Source organism: Pseudomonas edaphica, assembly GCF_005863185.1.
Lineage (GTDB): Bacteria > Pseudomonadota > Gammaproteobacteria > Pseudomonadales > Pseudomonadaceae > Aquipseudomonas > Aquipseudomonas edaphica.
Map to the genome: position 1 here is coordinate 1 of NZ_VBVZ01000099.1, position 14,410 is coordinate 14,410.

Sequence of the window (14,410 nt, forward strand, 5' to 3'; positions counted from 1 at the left end):
CGATCAAGAAAGCGCTTGGCGGCGCAAGGCAAGTCATAGGGCAAGTAGCAGTGCTGAATGCGCGGTTCATTGGCGAACAGCGCCTGGATACGCTCCGAACCGGTGGGCGTCATGCAAGTGACGGTGATCGGCAGCGTCGGGTGGCGCTCCATCAACCCGCGAATCATCGGCGCGGCCGCGATGCTTTCGCCCACCGACACCGCATGCACCCAGATCCCGCCCGGCTGCATCACCGGCAGGCCATAGGAAAACCGCTCGCCGATACGTTTTGCATACGCCGGCGCCTTGCGCGCGCGCAGCCACAGACGTAAAGCCACCAACGGCAGCGCCAGGTAAAACAGACAGCTGTAGAGAGTTCTATTCATGGCGGCGGAGTTTATCGGCTTTTTCAGTCGATCGCCTGCAAGCACTCGGCAAATCGCTCGGTCAGGAAGCGTGCGGCCGGGCCCAGGTGCTCGTCGCGGCGCCAGACCAGCTCCACCACCAGCGCCGGCGGCGTCCATTCGCTGTCCAGCTCGACCATCTGCTGTTGATAGGCCGGGTACTGCACGATGTGCCGAGGCAGCCAGGCCCAGCCCAGGCCACTCATCAGCCATTCGGCCAATACGTAGAAGCTGTCGGCACGCCACACCAGGGGGCTCGCGGCTTCACTGCCGGGGTACACGCTGGTCTGGGTCGACATCAGCAGTTGCCGGAACTGCGCCAGGCGCTGGCAAGTCACGTATTTGTCCTGGGCCAGTGGATGATTCACGCCGCACACCGTGACCATTTCCACGCTGCCCACCACCCGCCGCTCAAGCGCTTCGGGGATCTGGTCGTGATAGAACAGCAAACCCAGGTCGGCCTTGCGCTCCACCAGCTTGCGCGCCACATCGCCTTGCGCGGCGCTGGAAAGCTGTACTTCCAGCAGCGGGTATTGCCGGGCCAACGCTTCAAGACTGTCGAGCACCGGCTGAAATAACATGGCTTCGTCCTGGGCCAGGCGCAGGCAGGCTTCTTCACCACGGGTCAGCGACAACGCCCGACCATTGAGCCGTTCACATTGGCGCAGCACCTCACGCGCTTCTTCCAGCAACACACTGCCGGCTTCCGTCAGACGGGGCTGACGGCCGCTGCTGCGCTCGAACAGGCTAAGCCCAAGGTCCGCTTCCAGCAGGGCAATTGCGTTACTCACCGCCGATTGCGCCTTGCGCTGCCCACGCGCCACCGCCGAAAACGAGCGCTGCTCGGCGACGCTGACAAACAGGCGCATCTGTTCCAGGTTCCATTGCACGCTCATGACTCAACCCATCTTTAAATCGGATAGGTAATGACTTTATCTCATCTCGCGAAGGGTTAAAATGCGGACCTAATCAAGCACGTATCACACCGAGGATTCCCCCATGAATGTTGCCTACGTTTACCTGGCCATTGCCATTTGCTCGGAAGTGATCGCGACCGTTTCCATGAAAGCCGTCAAGGGCTTGAGCACGCCGATTCCGCTGTTGCTGATGATTGTGGGGTATGGCGTGGCCTTCTGGATGCTCACGCTGGTGGTGCGCACGGTGCCGGTGGGCATCGCCTATGCGGTCTGGGCCGGATTGGGCATTGTAATGGTCAGTATCGCCGCGCTGTTTATCTACGGACAGAAGCTGGATGTACCGGCAATGCTGGGCATGGGCCTGATTGTGCTGGGCGTGGTGGTGATTCAGCTGTTCTCGAAAACCGCCGGGCACTGACCGCCACGCTACAGCCTGTATACTGCGCCTCTTGTCTTGAACACTGAGGTCGCCGATGCCATCCGTTATTTCCACCGACGTTCTGATTGTCGGCGCCGGGGTTGCCGGCCTCTGGCTTAACGCACGCCTGCGCCGCCAGGGGTTTTCCACGGTGGTGGTGGAAAGCGCTACCTTGGGCGGCGGGCAAAGCGTGAAGTCCCAGGGGATCATCCACGGCGGCGCGAAATACGCCCTGCATGGCGCGCTCACCGGCGCGTCCGAAGCCATTGCCGACATGCCGCGCCGCTGGCGCGAAGCCCTGGCGGGTAACGGCGAATTGGACCTGACCGGCGTGCGCTTGCTCTCCGAAGCCCATTACCTGTGGTCGCCCGGCACGATCGCCGGCAACCTCACCAGCTTCTTCGCCAGTAAAGCCGTGCGTGGCCGCGTCGATCAGGTCAAGGGCGACGAATTGCCGCCAGCCCTGCAGGACCGTCGCTTCAAGGGCAAAGTCTATCGCCTGGCCGAACTGGTCATCGATGTGCCCAGCCTGATCGAACGCCTGGCGCAATTGGCCGGCGACGGCTTGCTCGCCGGGCAACACATCGAACCGCTGCTTGAAGGCGATACCTTGGTGGGCCTGAAGGTCGATGGCCGGGAGATCCGCGCCCAGCGCATCGTGCTGAGTGCCGGTGGCGGCACCGCTGAGTTACTGACGGCCCTGGGCCTCAGCCAGCCCGCCATGCAAACCCGCCCATTGCATATGATCATCGCCAAAGGCCCGGGCCTGAAGCCGCTGTATGCGCACTGCCTGGGCGGCGGCACCAAGCCGCGCCTTACCATCACCACTCACCCGGCTGCCGACGGCAACTGGGTGTGGTACATGGGCGGCGATATCGCCGAGGCGGATGGCGTGGCCCGCACACCACAAGAACAGATCGCCACTGCGCAAAAAGAGCTGGCGCAGTTACTGCCGTGGATCGACATGAGCCAGACCCAATGGGCCACCCTGCGTGTCGAGCGTGCCGAGCCGCTGCAATCGGGCCTGAGCCGCCCCGACAATGCCTTCCTCGCCGAACAAGGCCGCTTGCTGGTGGGCTGGCCGACCAAACTGGCGCTGGCGCCGGACTTCGCCGATCGTGTACTCAACGCCCTGGAACGCGACGGCATTCGTCCAAGCGCCAGCGACGCGCTGCCCGAGCTGCCAAAACCGACCCTCGGCCAACCTGCCTGGGAGCAACTGTTGCCATGAGCCTGCCAACCCTGCACGACCTGCATCGACCACTGGGCAGCACCGGCCTGCTGGTCTCGCCGCTGGGCCTGGGCACCGTCAAGCTGGGCCGTGATCAAGGGGTGAAATACCCCAACGGCTTCCAGATTCCCAATGACGACGAAGCACGGATGTTATTGCGCCAGGCCCAGCAATTGGGCATCAACCTGATCGACACCGCGCCGGCTTACGGGCGCAGTGAGGAGCGCCTGGGGCCACTGCTACGCGGCCAGCGCAACGACTGGGTGATTGTCAGCAAGGTCGGCGAAGAGTTTGCCGACGGCGTGTCCCATCACGATTTCAGTGCCGCGCATACGCGCATGTCCATTGAGCGCAGCTTGAAACGACTTGAAACGGATTTCATCGATCTGGTGCTGGTGCATTCTGACGGCAATGACCTGCATATCCTCAATGATTGCGAGGTGTACGAGACCCTGGCGCAGCTGAAAAAAGAGGGCAAGATCCGTGGTTTCGGCTTCTCCGGCAAAACCGTCGAAGGTGGCGTGAAGGCTCTGGAACAAGGTGATTGCGCGATGGTCACCTACAATCTGAATGAACAGGCCGAGAAAGCCGTGATCGATTACGCCGCCGCCCACGGCAAAGGCATCCTGGTGAAAAAAGCTCTGGCCAGCGGCCACGTGTGCCTTGAGCCAGGAATGGATCCAATTCATGCCAGTTTCATGCTGTTGTTTGCGCAAACGGGCGTCGCCAGTGCTATTGTCGGGACCATTAATCCGCTGCACCTGGCCCACAACGTGGCGACCGCTGCCCAGGTCATTCGTCAACTCTGATGCCGCCCACGCGGCCGACCCCGTCGCAAGAAGGAGCCGACATGCCGCGAACGCTGATTAGAAAAAACCCCAGTAACTTCAAGACACTGCCGCTGCACGTCGAAGCCACCCCCGAAGGCCTGAGTTACCAGAGCGTGGGCATGCCGCTCAACTTCGCCCAGACCCTGCAACGGCGCAAGCCGGTGGAGGTGGCAAACCCTGAACGTTTCGCCCTGGAACTGGCCAACCTCGGCGTGTCGGTGCGCCTGACCCTGCATTGGCAGAACAAGGATTACTGGGTACTGGTGCGCCAGCGCCGCCAGGACCGTGGCGACGTGGTGCTCAAGCTGATCTCCGGCTACGTACCCGCCCACGAACTGAACCTGCCACTGCACACCGCTATCCAGGAAATTGCCGAAGAATGCCTGCTGGAGACGCCCGAAGGCTGGCTGGGCGGGCGCTTCAATGACACCTGGCTGCCCGCGCCCTACTCCGCCGCGCTGCATTACCGTGAAGCCCTGCCGTTTCGCTTGAGCCCGCTGTCCGGCGCCGCTCGCCCGGTGCGCTGCGCCACCATGCAACTGATCGAGCGCCCACGGGCGTATGTGCATCTGCCGACGGCGTCGCTGCAATTGATTTATGACTTGCGCCTTGAAGTCCCCAAGGAAGCCAAGTCCTTGAGCCTGTTCCATGTGGATGAGCGCCTCGAAGGCGACCAGTTGGTGGCACGCCTGGACCGTCAGCGGCCCGACCTGTACCTGATGCCGTTGAAGGACGGCCAGCCGCTGGCAGAGTTGTACACCGTCAAGAAAGACCAGCTATACCCGGCCAGCACACGCGGCTTGTACCTGGCGGAAAGCTTCGCTCAGCAGGAAGGCTGGCTGGTGCGCGATGAGCGCATTCGCTGGAAGGATTGGCTGCGCCAACAAGGCCTGGCGGAGCCTGAGAAGGAGTCGAAGTTGAAGCGATTGGCGCAACGGGTGCTGCGCAAGATCGTGCCGAAGAAAAAGGCCAAAGGCTGACGCAAATCCAATGTGGGAGCTGGCTTGTGTGGGAGCTGGCTCCCACAGATGACCGAGGTCAGCCGTTAAGCAAGCGCTCCAGGCCGACCTTCAGCGGCGTCGGCTCCGGCAGCGTAAAGCTCGCCAACAGGCGCTGGTTATTCGCCCGCGAATGGCGGATATCACCCGAGCGCGCCGGCCCGTAAGTGATCACCGGCAACTGCCCCACCACCTCTTCCAACGCCTGAAGCACCTGCTTGAGCGTGGTCGTGCGGTTCCATCCCACGTTGATCGCACCCAGTGGCGCTTCGGGCGCTTCGATGGCCTGGACCAGCACATCCACCAGGTCTTCCACGTACATGAAATCCCGGGTTTGCTCGCCGTCGCCAAACACGCTGATCGGCACACCCTGCTGCACACGCTCGCTGAAGATACTGATCACGCCGGAATACGGCGATGACGGATCCTGGCGTGGCCCGAAAATGTTGAAGAAACGGAAAATCACCGGTTCCAGGCCATGCTGGCGGCGATAGAAATCAAAGTAGTGCTCGCCCGCCAACTTGTCCGACGCGTAAGGCGTCAGCGGCGCCTTGGTGGTGTCTTCGTCAATCGAAGCACCCTCGCCGTTGTTGCCATACACCGCCGCGCTGGAGGCAAACACCACGCGTTTCACGCCAGCCTTGCGCATGGCTTCGCAGACATTCAGGGTGCCGACGAAATTGCTCTGGTGCGTGCTCACCGGATCATCCACCGAGGCCTGCACTGAAGCCACAGCAGCCAGGTGCACGACGGCGGTGGCGCCGACGGCGGCTTGCGCCACCAACTCGGCATTGGCGACATTGCCTTCAATCAGTTGTACGCGCGGATTATCCAGCGGCAAATTGCTGCGTTTGCCGGTGGACAAGTCATCCAGCACCCGCACGGCATAGCCTTTGGCAAGTAGCGCATCGACCAGGTGCGAGCCGATAAAGCCGGCACCTCCGGTGATCAACACCCACTTTTCAGCATTACTCATTGTTGCGGATCTTCTCGACAATGGCCGTGGTCGAGCTGTTTTCAACCAACCCCAGCACTTTGACCGTACCACCGTAAGCGCTGACGATATCGGCGCCTACGACTTGATCGACGGAGTAGTCGCCACCCTTGACCAACACGTCCGGCTTGACCTGGGCCAGCAGGTTTTCCGGGGTGCCTTCAGAGAAGCTGATCACCCAGTCGACTGCGCCGAGACCTGCCAATACGGCCATACGCCGGTCAACACTGTTGATCGGACGGCCAGGCCCCTTCAAGCGGCTGACGGAGGCATCGTCGTTGACCGCGACGATCAGGCGGTCGCCTTGGGCGCGCGCCTGTTCCAGATAAGTCACGTGGCCAGCATGCAGGATGTCGAAGCAGCCGTTGGTGAACACGATGCTTTCTTTGTGGGCACGGGCGTCGTCAATGGCCAGCAGCAATTGCTCGATACCCAGCACGCCGCGCTCCGAGCCTTCGGAACGCTGGATCGCCCGGCGCAGCTCGGGTGCGCTGATAGCCGCGGTACCCAGTTTGCCCACCACAATACCCGCCGCCAGGTTGGCCAGGGCCACGGCGTGGGGCAGTTCTTCACCCGCCGCAATCGAGGCGGCCAGGGTGGAGATGACGGTGTCACCGGCACCGGTGACGTCGAACACTTCACGGGCACGGGCCGGCAGGTGCATCGCCGGGTGGTCCGGGCGCAGCAGGGTCATGCCGTGCTCGCCACGGGTGACCAGCAAGGCGCCCAGGTCGAGGTCGGCCATCAGCGCCGCGCCTTTGGTCACCAGCTCATGCTCATCGGCGCAACCGCCGACAATGGCTTCGAACTCACTGAGGTTTGGCGTGATCAGGCTGGCGCCCCGATAAATCGAAAAGTCCTTGCCCTTGGGATCGGCCAATACCGGAATGCCGCGGGCCTTGGCGGCCTGGATCAGCATCTGGTGGTTTTTCAAGGCGCCTTTGCCGTAGTCGGACAACACCAGCACCTTGATACCTTCGAGCAGCGCGTCGACCTGGCCGCTGAGGGCCAGGGCGTCGGTGGCGAAGGGTTCTTCGAAATCGATACGCAGCAATTGCTGGTGACGGCTCATGACCCGCAGCTTGACGATGGTCGGCTGATGGGCAATGCGCTGGAACAGCGCGCGCACACCGGCACCGCGCAGGCTGTTGGCCAGGCTGTCGGCGGCTTCGTCGTCGCCGGTCACACCCACCAGGGAGGCCGGGGCGCCGAGGGCGGCAATATTGAGGGCAACGTTGGCAGCGCCACCTGGACGGTCTTCGATTTGCTCGACCTTGACTACCGGTACCGGTGCCTCAGGGGAAATCCGTGAGGTACCGCCATGCCAGTAACGGTCGAGCATGACATCGCCGACCACCAAGACAGGGGCTTGATCGAATCGCGGCATGGACAACTTCATGGAGCAACCCACATACAAAATGAACAGGGGCGCGATATTAGCACAGGGTTATGGGAGGCTTGTGGAGGGTGTGCACAGAAGATCCCGGGGAACCTTTGTGGCGAGGGAGCTTGCTCCCGCTGGAGTGCGAAGCACTCCTGAATGCGGCACCGCGTTTTAACAGAGAAACACAGTGTTGTTCTGGGGCGACTACGTCGCCCAGCGGGAGCAAGCTCCCTCGCCACAAGAGCCCGCTCCCACAAGGTTTAGGTGATGTCGGCCGGCACCGGGGCATCCAGGCCCATGGCATGCAGGCGGGCGTAGTAGCCGTTCTGGGCCAGCAGCTCGGCGTGGCTGCCGCGCTCGACGATCCGACCGTCGTCCATCACCAGGATCAGGTCGGCCTTCTCGATGGTGGACAGGCGGTGGGCAATTACCAGGGTCGTGCGACCCTGCATGACCTTGTCCAGGGCCGCCTGAATGTGGCGCTCGGATTCGGTGTCGAGCGCCGAGGTGGCCTCGTCGAGAATCAGCAGTGGCGCGTTCTTCAGCAGGGCCCGGGCAATGGCCAGGCGCTGGCGTTGGCCGCCGGACAGCAGCACGCCGTTCTCGCCCACCTGGGTATCGAAGCCTTTCGGCAACTGGTCGATGAAATCCTTGGCGTAAGCATCCGCCGCCGCCGCTTCAACGTCGGCCCGTGGCGCGCCAGCCAGGTCGCCGTAGGCGATGTTGTTGGTCACGGTGTCGCTGAACAGCGTGACATGCTGGGTCACCTGGGCAATATGCTTGCGCAGGTTAAGCAGCTTGTAGTCTTCGACCTCTACGCCGTCGAGCAGGATTTCGCCGCTTTCGTGGTGGTAGAAACGCGGGATCAGGCTGGCCAGTGTGGACTTGCCGCTGCCGGAACGGCCGACCAGGGCGATCATCTGCCCGGGCTCTGCGGTGAAGGTGATGTCCTTGAGCACATGGCGCTCGGTGCCTGGGTAGGTGAAGTTCAGGTTGCGCACTTCCAGGCGGCCACTGACCTTGTCGCGCTCGACGCTGCCGCGGTCGACTTCCTGCTCTTCGTCCAACTGTTCGAAAATGCTTTCAGCACCGGCCACGCCTTTCTGGATGGTCGAGCTGACTTCCGACAGCTGGCGGATCGGCTTGGGCAACAGCCCGGCCAACGTGATGTAAGCCACCATGTCACCGGCCGACGCATCACCGCGAAGGTAGAGCACCAGGAACATCAACACCGCCATGGCGGTATAGATCACCAACTGCAGCAACGGGGTGTAGATGGCCCCGGTGCGGGTCATGCGCAGTTGCTTGTCGGTGTTACCCTGGCTGGCCTTGAAGAAGCGTTTCTCTTCGTAGACTTCACCGCCGAAGCTGCGCACCACACGATAGCCCTGGATGGTTTCCGAAGCCACGTGGGTCACATCGCCCATGGCCACCTGGATTTTCTTGCTCTGCTTGCGGAATTTCTTGCTGGCCGTGCTGACCATCACTGCAATCAACGGCAGGATCGCGATCATCACCAGCGTCAGGCGCCAGTTCATGAACAGCAGCGAGGCAAACAGGAAGATCACCGTCATGCCTTCGCGAATCACCACCTTGATGGCATCGGTGGCCGCCCCCGTAACCATGGTCACGTTGAAGGTGATGCGCGAAATCAGGTGCCCGGAGTTGTGGTTGTCGAAATAACGGTTGGGCAGCGTCAGCAGGTTGTTGAACAGCTGCACACGCAAGTCGTGAACCAGGCCCAGGGAAACCTTGGCCAGCAAGTAGTTGCCCAGGAACGAACCCAGGCCCTGCCAGGCGGCGATCAAAATGATCAGCAACGGCACGGCTTGCAACAATTTCATGTCACGCAGGAATGGGACGCTGGGGAACAGCACGGCGTCAGGATTGGATAGGCCGTCGACAAAGTACTTGAGGATGTACCCCAGCATAGGCTGGGTCGACGCGAAAATCAGAAATCCGACAATACTCAACGCGAACAAGCCGGCGTAAGGCTTAACGTACATGAGCAGGCGGAAGTATATTTTCAAGCTCGAAGGGCTTGCGCTCGGACTGGAGTCGGTCATATCACGCGGCGTTTTGAAAAAGGAGGCTGACTTTAGCACAGCTTCTCTGTTGTACTTGCACCCGGCTTGACCCGCGGCCCGGCTGGATCCAACGGGCGACATTATATAGCCACTGCCTTAACATGGTCGGCTTTCTCTATTCTGGAACGGCTTTACTGTATGCACTCCAAGCGCCTTACCTATGGCACAAATCGCGTTTTCGACTTCCTGGTCCTCTGGATTTTGCCCATTGGCTTATTGTTGCTTCTGAGTTCGCTGTTTTTCGTCAACAATCGCAATGTCATGCACCGCGGCTTCTATATTTTCTTTGCCCTGCCGGCCTTGCTCCTGCTGTGCCTGCGCCCACGTGAACTCAAAGAGTTACTGCGCGAGCCGCTGGTGCTTGCCTTCACAGCATTTTGCGCATGGGCAATGATCACGGTGCTGTGGAGCCCGGAACCCACCGGCGACTCCAACCTGTTCAAGATCCCGTTGCAGACGTTCATGTTGTTTGCCGGCTGCGGGCTGCTGCTGCATTACCGCAATGACCTGTTCAAGCCGATCTTCTTCAGCGCCGCCGTGATTGCGCTGGTGGTGACGCTGTTAAACCTGGTGGCATTCGTCAAAGGCTTCGAGCCGAGCATGCGCATGATTGGCGGCCTTGGCGCCTTGGACAACCCGCTGCTCAGTTCCCACCTGTTCGGCTTTTTCTGCGTGTATTGGCTGTACCTCTGCGTCACCACCAAACGGCTACGGGTACTGTGGCTCAGCGCACCCGCCCTGGCGGTCATGACCCTGGCAATTCTGGCCACCGGTTCCAGGACGCCATTGGTTGCACTGGTGATAGCAGTCCTCTGGATGGGCCTGCTCAGCCGCAATCGGCGCTCGGCGCTGATGGTTGCCGCCCTGGTGCTGGCGGCCGCCGGCTTGCTGCTGTTTTACCCGCAACAGATCACCGAGCGCGGCAGCTCATTCCGCTTCGAAATCTGGCAAATCATCCTCGACCGCATCGCCGATCATCCATGGCTTGGCCACAGCTACGACTCCGAACTGTATGTAAAACCTGCCAACTACGATTTTGAACCACTGCGCGAACCCCACAGCTTTGCCTTGGGCGTGCTTTATTACGTCGGCATCATCGGCTTTATCCCGTGGATCTTCATGCTTGGCCGCGGGCTGTACGCAGGGCTCAAGGAGCGCGCGCAGCCGCTGTTTATCCTGACTTCCTCGCTGCTGGCCTACGGCATCGGCGCGGGGCTTACCGAAGGCGGTGGCATCTTGTCGCGGCCCAAGGAGCACTGGTTCCTGCTGTGGATTCCCCTCGCACTGATCGCCGGCCTGAGCATCGCCAAGCGTCGCCACAGCCTGCTGCGCATTGTGGTGAGCACGCCCAAGCCACAGGTGTTCAAAGCCCTGTGCGAAGGCGCGCATATCGTCGAGGAAGATGGCCTGGGGCCTAAAGTCCTGCGCCTGGGCAATGGCAGCTTCCTCAAGCTGTTCAGGGCTCGACGCTGGTACACCTCGGGCACATTCAACCCGTACTCGGAACGGTTTGCCTGCAACAGCGAACAGCTCCAGGCACTGGGCATTACAGCACCGCCGATCCTCGACCTGTACAGCCTGCGCGACGGCAGCACCGCCGTGCGTTACCAGCCACTGCCGGGCCTGACGTTGCGCCAGGCCTTGCAAAGCCTGGACAGCAGCCTGCGCGAATCGCTGATCGAACGGTTTGGGCGGTTTATGGCCCAACTGCACGAACGCGGTGTCTACTTCCGCTCCCTGCACCTGGGCAATGTGCTGCTGTTGGAAGACGGAGAGTTCGGCCTGATCGACGTGGCGGATATGCGCGTCTATCCGTCAGCGCTGCGCAACACGCTGCGCCAGCGCAACCTCAAGCATATGCAACGCTATTCGCAGGATCGCAATTGGTTGTTCGAAGCTCACTTCGAGCAATTGGCCAAGGGCTATGCCTCGGTGGCTTCGCCGCACGCCACGCAGAAAATCCGCGAACAGGTACTGACACTCGCCCGCCCGGCGGCCTGATGTGGGAGCTGGCTTGCCTGCGATGCAGACACCTCGGTACTTCTGATGCACCGAGGTGATGCTATCGCAGGCAAGCCAGCTCCCACCTTTGACCGAGTATGGCTCTGCTGTTGCTCTGGCCCTTACATCCTTTTCGATGACGAAGTCAGCGGTCTTTTGATCTGCGCTTTTGATCTTGATCTTGATCTGAAATCGCCCCGTCAAACACGATGGCCGCAATTCGACAGTGATTTGGGGGGTAAACCGGCAGGGATGCCGGTTTAGCCGCGCTGGGCCAAGGATGGCCCATCGCGGCGACCCCCCAAATCACTGGCGGATTGCGGGCATGCCGAGCCATAGCGAGGCACCGAGTGTTGGGGCGAAGACTTTTTGGTTACTTTTGTCTGGGCCGGCATTCCGGTCTTTACAAAAGTGACCCGCTGTAAGAGCGGAACCAATAGAAGCCGTTACCGCAGCAACGGATATGTACACCAACAACCCGCCATCGCAGGCAAGCCAGCTCCCACATTTAGATTGCGGCACATCCAGTGGAGGTGTGCTGCTTGATCTTGGTATCAGTCTTTTTCCAGCGGGGAAAAATACAGGCGGCCCAAGCCGCGCCACGTCTTCTTGTTCCAGGCCCGAAACGGAATTTGCGCCAGCAGCTCTCGCGCCAACGCACGGTTGCGGTTGGAGGTTTTGAGGAACATGGAGCTGAGGAACTTGTAACGCACCTCGTTGTACAGCGGGTGATCACTGAACAACGCGTAGGTGCGCAGGATATTATCGATCATGAATCGATGATTCTTGTACGAATTGGTCGCGTGCTTGCGGTAGCGCGCCATCACCACGTTCAAGCCATCAATGAAGTACCCAGCGTGGGTAATCTTCAGTTCGATCAGCAAATCTTCCAGACGAATCTGCGGGTCAAACCCACCGACCTTTTCCAGCGCTTCACGCCGGATCATCAGCGTAGGCGCTGGCGGGTAAGGTTTGCGCTCCAGGAACATATCGTCGAAATCCAGGCGTCGAAACGGCACGTCACGGCGCTGGCGCTTCTCCGGGAACAGCTCGCCCTGGGAGTCGATCAGCTCGATATTGCCCGCACAGATCCCCACCTCAGGCTTGCCATCCATATAGGCCACCTGGGTCGCAATGCGCTCGGGCATCATGATGTCGTCCGAACCGAACGGCACGATCAGCGGCCCCTGAGACCGGGCAATCGCACCATTGAGGGTGTTGGTCAGCCCCTGGTTCTGCTGCACACGAAAGTCGAACCTGTGCTGATCCTGCAGGCGACGGATGCGCTCGACACTGTCGTCTGTCGAGCCATCGTCGACCACCAGCAGTTCGATGTTGGGATAGGTCTGGTTCAACACACTGAGGATACTTTCCTCAATGTAGGGCGCATGGTTATACGACGCAATGATCACCGTGACCAACGGCTGACTCTGGCTCATACATTCTTCCCGCGTGCTTGAGCCAACCCTGAATCAATCAGCTCCAGGTATTCCTGACGGAATACCTCAATGTCGTGTTGCGCCTGAAGGTACTGGTAGGCCTGCTCGCCTTTTTGTGCGAGTGCCTCGTCGGACAGCGCCAGGTAAGTGTCCAGCGCCTCGGTCAGCTGGGGCACATTGGCCGGCTCCACCGCCAGGCCACCGGCGCCTTCGATCAACGGCAGCATGGCCGGTACGCTGGAGGCAATCACCGGCAGGCGGCCGCTCATGCCTTCCAGCAGCGCCAGGCCCAGGCCTTCTGCGAGCGAAGGCATTGCCCAGATGTCAAAGGCACGCACGTATTGCAGCGCGTTTTCCTTGAAGCCCAACAGGTGCACGCGGCCATCCAGACCAAGGCTCTGGATTTGCGCAGCCAGGTTGGCCTCTTCGCGCCCGGCGCCAATGATGGCCAGCTGCGCGGTCGGGTAGTTATCTTTCAGCGCCGCAAACGCCTGCAACAAATAGGTGTGACCTTTGACCGGCACCAGCCGGCCCAAAGCGCCGATCAACCGCACCGAAGGGTCAATGCCCAGCAACTCGCGCGCACGCGTGCGTGAATGCTGCAAGCCTTCGGCCTGCTCGATGTCGATGGCGTTGGTAATCGCGTAGGTATTCTGGTCGGTAAACCCGCACTGGCAATCGAGCAGGTACTGCTTGACCGCCGGCGACACGCCGACAAAGCGCCAGTGCGCGTCGATCCAGCGCTGCGCCTGCTTGCGGCGGTAGAGACGGTCATACTCGCCAAAACCGTGGGAGATGCCGATGCACAACGGGATCTTCAACCAACGGTTGAGCTGCAACATCATGTTGACCGGCTTGAAGCGGTTGCACACCACCACGTCGAACTGTTCGCGGCGGCAGAACTTATACAACTGCCACATGGCGCGCAGTCGCAAGCCTTTGAGTGACTTGTCGGAAAACTCGAAGTAGACCGACTTGGCAGCCCGGCTGACCGGTTCCCCAGGCGCCGGCTTGCCACGCAGGAACGCGGCGGTGACCTCATAGCGCTCGGCGGGCAATGCCTTGACGATCTGCTCGGCCAGGTCGGCAAAGTCATGGGATTTAACATTGTAGTCAGGCTGCAGTTGCAGGACCTTGAAACGCCGACTCATAACTCTCCTCGATGGAAACCCGTGGCATCAACCACCCAGGTTGTTTCAGCCGCCAGCGTCTCGACGTATTCGGCGTCAGGCTCCGGTAGCAACGGCCACTGATTACGCTTCCAGCAGACAAAATGGAAATACGGAAATTCCCGCTCACCATCCCTGTCGTTAGTCAGGCGGCCCTTGTTCCAGAACCACTGATGCGGGAAGCGATCACTGCCGTCGTGCCATTTGATCACACCACCGGGCGTACTGAACGCCTCGGTAAACTCACTGCGCCGACGCCATGGGTTGAACTTGCCGACCAGCTCAAACAACGGCTTCGGGAAGTTCTTGCGCCACAGGAAAATTCGACTGAATGCGCCTTCATCCAGCGCATGATGCGCCTGATCGGTAAAACGCGCTTCCCAATCCTTGATGTGCATGAACGCATGCCGCTTCCTGGGCGTGTTACGCATCAGGCACAAATGGCCGGCGACTCGTCGTTCATGGGTTGAAAACAAGTCATGGCTGGCCAACCGCTCAGCGGTGAAATACTCGCGCAGGTTGCCGTAGATCAGGTCCAGATCGCCAAACGCCCAGAAAT

General features: G+C 60.8%; 13 protein-coding genes. 5 read left to right on the top strand and 8 right to left on the bottom strand.

Going from position 1 to position 14,410, the window contains the following annotated elements; genetic code table 11:
- Both FEM54_RS09110 and FEM54_RS09115 read right to left on the bottom strand, forming a co-directional pair.
- A partial coding sequence (locus FEM54_RS09110) for a glycosyltransferase N-terminal domain-containing protein (protein ID WP_276614447.1) occupies window positions 1–365 on the bottom strand: 365 nt, incomplete at its 3' end.
- 23 nt (window positions 366–388) lie between these two features.
- Window positions 389–1,279, bottom strand: a complete 891-nt coding sequence (locus FEM54_RS09115) for a LysR family transcriptional regulator (protein WP_017138492.1) — start codon at window positions 1,277–1,279, stop codon at window positions 389–391.
- A 103-nt stretch (window positions 1,280–1,382) separates the two neighbouring features.
- Here FEM54_RS09115 and FEM54_RS09120 point away from each other — a divergent pair, with 103 nt between their 5' ends.
- The 4 genes from FEM54_RS09120 to FEM54_RS09135 are packed head-to-tail and all read left to right on the top strand — an operon-like array spanning window position 1,383 to window position 4,759.
- Window positions 1,383–1,718: a DMT family transporter gene (locus FEM54_RS09120; protein WP_017138493.1), complete on the top strand. Its 336-nt coding sequence runs from the start codon at window positions 1,383–1,385 to the stop codon at window positions 1,716–1,718.
- Between the two features lie 55 nt (window positions 1,719–1,773).
- Complete coding sequence (locus FEM54_RS09125; RefSeq protein ID WP_138450524.1) at window positions 1,774–2,949, top strand: NAD(P)/FAD-dependent oxidoreductase; 1,176 nt, start codon at window positions 1,774–1,776, stop codon at window positions 2,947–2,949.
- Window positions 2,946–3,758, top strand: a complete 813-nt coding sequence (locus FEM54_RS09130) for an aldo/keto reductase (RefSeq protein WP_138450526.1) — start codon at window positions 2,946–2,948, stop codon at window positions 3,756–3,758. Before FEM54_RS09125 ends, FEM54_RS09130 begins: the two co-directional genes overlap by 4 nt.
- Before the next feature lie 41 nt (window positions 3,759–3,799).
- Complete coding sequence (locus FEM54_RS09135) at window positions 3,800–4,759, top strand: hypothetical protein (protein WP_017138496.1); 960 nt, start codon at window positions 3,800–3,802, stop codon at window positions 4,757–4,759.
- A gap of 58 nt (window positions 4,760–4,817) precedes the next feature.
- On the opposite strand, the gene FEM54_RS09140 is transcribed toward FEM54_RS09135, so the two are convergent.
- From FEM54_RS09140 to msbA, 3 genes are all read right to left on the bottom strand, one after another.
- A complete protein-coding gene (locus tag FEM54_RS09140) occupies window positions 4,818–5,753 on the bottom strand; it encodes an NAD-dependent epimerase/dehydratase family protein (RefSeq protein ID WP_017138497.1) in 936 nt (311 codons plus the stop codon).
- The gene (gene hldE / locus FEM54_RS09145; RefSeq protein ID WP_017138498.1) at window positions 5,746–7,170 is read right to left on the bottom strand and encodes a bifunctional D-glycero-beta-D-manno-heptose-7-phosphate kinase/D-glycero-beta-D-manno-heptose 1-phosphate adenylyltransferase HldE; all 1,425 of its coding nucleotides are present in this window, start codon (window positions 7,168–7,170) and stop codon (window positions 5,746–5,748) included. Before hldE ends, FEM54_RS09140 begins: the two co-directional genes overlap by 8 nt.
- Window positions 7,171–7,415: 245 nt before the next feature.
- Window positions 7,416–9,221 carry a lipid A export permease/ATP-binding protein MsbA gene (msbA, locus tag FEM54_RS09150; RefSeq protein WP_017138499.1) on the bottom strand — a complete coding sequence of 602 codons (1,806 nt, stop codon included), beginning with the start codon at window positions 9,219–9,221 and terminating at the stop codon, window positions 7,416–7,418.
- Between the two features lie 159 nt (window positions 9,222–9,380).
- On the opposite strand from msbA, the gene FEM54_RS09155 reads away from it, so the two are divergent.
- Window positions 9,381–11,243: a bifunctional O-antigen ligase/aminoglycoside phosphotransferase family protein gene (locus FEM54_RS09155; protein WP_138450528.1), complete on the top strand. Its 1,863-nt coding sequence runs from the start codon at window positions 9,381–9,383 to the stop codon at window positions 11,241–11,243.
- 554 nt (window positions 11,244–11,797) lie between these two features.
- On the opposite strand, the gene FEM54_RS09160 is transcribed toward FEM54_RS09155, so the two are convergent.
- The 3 genes from FEM54_RS09160 to FEM54_RS09170 all read right to left on the bottom strand — a co-directional run.
- Window positions 11,798–12,682 carry a glycosyltransferase gene (locus FEM54_RS09160; protein WP_138450529.1) on the bottom strand — a complete coding sequence of 295 codons (885 nt, stop codon included), beginning with the start codon at window positions 12,680–12,682 and terminating at the stop codon, window positions 11,798–11,800.
- Window positions 12,679–13,833, bottom strand: coding sequence for a glycosyltransferase family 4 protein (locus FEM54_RS09165; protein WP_138450531.1), 1,155 nt, complete (start codon window positions 13,831–13,833; stop codon window positions 12,679–12,681). Before FEM54_RS09165 ends, FEM54_RS09160 begins: the two co-directional genes overlap by 4 nt.
- Window positions 13,830–14,410 (bottom strand): DUF6625 family protein (locus FEM54_RS09170; protein ID WP_138450533.1); only part of this gene is annotated, 581 nt, incomplete at its 5' end. The genes FEM54_RS09170 and FEM54_RS09165, both read right to left, overlap by 4 nt.

What these genes read in the sequence shown, in the direction of transcription:
- FEM54_RS09130 (WP_138450526.1), top strand. Translation starts at nt 2,946, where the DNA reads ATGAGCCTGCCAACCCTGCACGACCTGCATCGACCACTGGGCAGCACC.
- msbA (WP_017138499.1), bottom strand. Translation starts at nt 9,221, where the DNA reads ATGACCGACTCCAGTCCGAGCGCAAGCCCTTCGAGCTTGAAAATATAC.
- FEM54_RS09120 (WP_017138493.1), top strand. Translation starts at nt 1,383, where the DNA reads ATGAATGTTGCCTACGTTTACCTGGCCATTGCCATTTGCTCGGAAGTG.
- FEM54_RS09140 (WP_017138497.1), bottom strand. Translation starts at nt 5,753, where the DNA reads ATGAGTAATGCTGAAAAGTGGGTGTTGATCACCGGAGGTGCCGGCTTT.
- FEM54_RS09160 (WP_138450529.1), bottom strand. Translation starts at nt 12,682, where the DNA reads ATGAGCCAGAGTCAGCCGTTGGTCACGGTGATCATTGCGTCGTATAAC.
- FEM54_RS09155 (WP_138450528.1), top strand. Translation starts at nt 9,381, where the DNA reads ATGCACTCCAAGCGCCTTACCTATGGCACAAATCGCGTTTTCGACTTC.
- FEM54_RS09115 (WP_017138492.1), bottom strand. Translation starts at nt 1,279, where the DNA reads ATGAGCGTGCAATGGAACCTGGAACAGATGCGCCTGTTTGTCAGCGTC.
- FEM54_RS09125 (WP_138450524.1), top strand. Translation starts at nt 1,774, where the DNA reads ATGCCATCCGTTATTTCCACCGACGTTCTGATTGTCGGCGCCGGGGTT.
- FEM54_RS09135 (WP_017138496.1), top strand. Translation starts at nt 3,800, where the DNA reads ATGCCGCGAACGCTGATTAGAAAAAACCCCAGTAACTTCAAGACACTG.
- FEM54_RS09165 (WP_138450531.1), bottom strand. Translation starts at nt 13,833, where the DNA reads ATGAGTCGGCGTTTCAAGGTCCTGCAACTGCAGCCTGACTACAATGTT.
- hldE (WP_017138498.1), bottom strand. Translation starts at nt 7,170, where the DNA reads ATGAAGTTGTCCATGCCGCGATTCGATCAAGCCCCTGTCTTGGTGGTC.